The 2,871-nt window shown below is 54.1% G+C and carries 5 protein-coding genes; 3 read left to right on the plus strand and 2 right to left on the minus strand.

Annotation, left to right across the window (positions count from 1 at the left end):
• Window positions 1-109: 109 nt before the first annotated feature.
• The gene (locus tag I9W95_RS11085) at window positions 110-733 is read right to left on the minus strand and encodes a Spy/CpxP family protein refolding chaperone (protein WP_225674829.1); all 624 of its coding nucleotides are present in this window, start codon (window positions 731-733) and stop codon (window positions 110-112) included.
• A 170-nt stretch (window positions 734-903) separates the two neighbouring features.
• Between I9W95_RS11085 and smrA the strand changes: the two genes are divergently transcribed.
• The 3 genes from smrA to I9W95_RS11100 all read left to right on the plus strand — a co-directional run bounded on the left by smrA (window position 904) and on the right by I9W95_RS11100 (window position 2,628).
• Entirely contained in the window at window positions 904-1,509 is a 606-nt protein-coding gene (gene smrA / locus I9W95_RS11090) for a DNA endonuclease SmrA (protein ID WP_225674831.1), read from the plus strand.
• Between the two features lie 90 nt (window positions 1,510-1,599).
• Window positions 1,600-2,160 carry a DJ-1/PfpI family protein gene (locus I9W95_RS11095; protein ID WP_225674833.1) on the plus strand — a complete coding sequence of 187 codons (561 nt, stop codon included), beginning with the start codon at window positions 1,600-1,602 and terminating at the stop codon, window positions 2,158-2,160.
• 60 nt (window positions 2,161-2,220) lie between these two features.
• Window positions 2,221-2,628, plus strand: a complete 408-nt coding sequence (locus I9W95_RS11100; RefSeq protein WP_225674834.1) for a ribbon-helix-helix domain-containing protein — start codon at window positions 2,221-2,223, stop codon at window positions 2,626-2,628.
• A gap of 47 nt (window positions 2,629-2,675) precedes the next feature.
• Here I9W95_RS11100 and I9W95_RS11105 read toward each other — a convergent pair.
• Window positions 2,676-2,871, minus strand: a 196-nt coding sequence (locus tag I9W95_RS11105; RefSeq protein WP_225674836.1) for a hypothetical protein, incomplete at its 5' end; no start/stop codon positions are given.

Below are 2,871 nucleotides of genomic sequence, written 5' to 3' on the forward strand. Positions count from 1 at the left end.
TAAGTTCCCCTGGGAGGCAGTAGGCACTGCGGATTTAAAAGTCGTTTATAGAAAACAGATACCTTTAAAACTGTGGGACAGCAGCGGGGGTTACCCCGGCTTTTTTGTGTCACTCATCGTCATCGTCGTGATGCTTGCCTTTGTGGCCGTCACCGCGCTCTTCCGGATGATGCCATTTACGCTTCTGCTTCTCTTTCATTTTTTCCCATTTCTGCTTCTGCTCATCATCCAGAACAGAATTCACCGCTGCGTCAAACGCATCATGGGCTTCGTCGCGCTGGGCTTTATCCAGAGGCCACTCATAATCGCTCTTCAGCGCTGACAGAGTCGTCATCAGCTTATCTTTCTGCTCATCGCTCAGATCCAGATCCCGGGCCAGACGCTTGGCATGTTTACGCTGCATTTTAGCGTGCTGCTCGCGCATCATGTCTTTCGCTTGCTGACGCTGTTCATCGGTCAGCACATCGTGAATCTCACCGCGCATCTGCTGCATCAAGGCTTCCATCTCATCGTGTTTATCCCCCGGACGAGCATCGCCTTTGCGCAATTCACGGAATTTGTCGTGGTAACGATCTTCAATCGCATCGATTTTCTCTTCCTGGGCATCGGTCAGGTCGAGCTTATCTTCCCAGTCAATTTCACGGTGCTTACCATCAAATGCCATCGCCTGAGTTGCCATTAGCAGAGTACATGTGGCGGTCGCTACCCAGGTTGTAATACGTGTCATATTCATTGTCATATCCTCTGGTGAAACCAGTCATTGATCACACTATCCAGTTTACGGATTGTGGAACAAAGTTGTGTCCGCCATTGCAAAGAAGTGTCACCTGCGACAGCGGATGAGACGCCGAGTGTCAGTTTTCGGTATTATCTGCGTCAGTATCAGGTAAATATCGTAGCACCATGAGTCAAAACAGCGGATCCGACAACGGCGAAGACGACCTGTTTCTGCAGGAAATGCAGGGCGTCAAACGCCTGCAAACCAAAGCCCGGGTAGAGCTGCGCCGTGGCGATATAAACAAAGCCTCGGCAGCAGTGCGTCGTCAGGCCGCCACCATCGAGGCGGATAAAAAAGACAGTAACCCGCTGCAGACCAGTGAAGTGAAGCGCGTTGGCCCCCACGATGTACTCGGATACAAACGCCCGGGCATCCAGGATGGGGTTTTCCGTAAGCTGCGTCTGGGCAAGTATGAAATCGAAGCTCGTCTCGACCTGCATCGTCGCACCGTCGAAGAAGCACGACGCGAAGTGTTCCGCTTTGTGCAGGACTGCATCAGCCACGACATCCGTAACGTTCTTATTCTGCCCGGCAAGGGCGACCGCAATACCAGCGACCCGGCCCTGCTGAAAAGCTACCTGGTGCACTGGCTGGAAGATCTCGATGATGTGCAGGCCTTCCATACCGCACAGCCGCACCATGGCGGCTCTGGTGCGTTCTACGTTCTGCTGCGCAAAAGCGAGCGCAAGAAGCAGCTGGCACGCGAACAATTCAGTAAAGGTCGTATCTGACCACCACCCGATGCCGCTGTAGTATTCCGCTGTTACCACTGCTTGGGCACTCTGATCCAGACTGCTTCTCCCACCACAAGGAGAAGCACTATGGCCCGCGTACTGATCATTGCCGGCGATTACGTTGAAGATTACGAACTGATGGTGCCATTCCAGGCGCTGCAGATGGTCGGCCACAGCGTCGCTGCCGTGTGCCCCGACAAGAAAGCCGGCGAAAGCATTCGCACCGCTGTGCATGATTTTGAAGGCGACCAGACTTACAGCGAGAAACCCGGGCATAACTTTGTACTGAATGCAGACTTCGAAGGCATTCAGGGAGAGGACTTCGATGCCCTCCTGATCCCAGGCGGACGGGCACCGGAGTATCTGCGCCTTAATGCTAAGGTCATTGAACTGGTACAGCACTTTGCCAACGCCGGTAAACCGATTGCTGCGGTATGCCACGGCGCACAACTGCTGGCTGCGGCCGATATTATCCGTGAGCGCCGCATCTCCGCTTACCCCGCCTGTGCGCCTGAAGTGACTCTGGCCGGCGGTCTGTATGCCGATATTGACGTGACCGAGGCGATTACCGATGGCAATCTGGTCACAGCACCGGCATGGCCTGCTCATCCGGCATGGCTGGCACAGTTCAGCAAATTGCTGAGCTGACACTGCTGGGCAGTGGCCCATCAGTGATGCCACAATAGGGCTCCGACAGAGGATTGGCAGATGTGTGAAATATACTCCGGCGCGGAGCCTGAACTGTTTGAACTGAAGACCCGTTCGATTCGTATCGACGGCGTGGTCACCAGCATCCGGCTGGAAGCTGTATTCTGGCAACTGCTGGAACAGATCGCGGAAGATGCAGGCCTGACTCTCGGCACCTTTATTACCCGCATCTATCGTGAGGTACTGGAAAAACGCGGCGAGACCGGCAACTTCACCTCGCTGTTACGGGTCGCCTGCACTACCCACCTGAATCAGGGGCAGCGCCTGTCACTGGGCAGTAGTCGCTACGGTGACACCATTACCGATGATCTGGACGATGCAGGAGCGAACGCAGACTCTATTATGCAAAGAACCGGAAGCCCCCGAGACCACAGGCATTCAGAGCATGGTCACGAGATGGATGTTTGAGCGCTTTCAACCTGCATCTACGTCCGCTTTCTCTGGCTAACAGATAATTACGACTTGTGAGGAATAAACTGCGGCTCTCCAGCGTCCTTGACTTCCCGCTCTTTTACTTTCTTTCCCGGTTTTTCTTTAAACAGCGGCCACGGCAGCTCTCCAAACTGCTCAGTGATCGACATATCCGGGCATTCTTCTTTCACCTTATTCCATTTTGCTAATGTCGACTCACCGACCGTCATATGCATGGAG

The organism is Thalassolituus marinus (genome assembly GCF_020320395.1).
GTDB lineage: Bacteria > Pseudomonadota > Gammaproteobacteria > Pseudomonadales > Oceanobacteraceae > Venatoribacter > Venatoribacter marinus.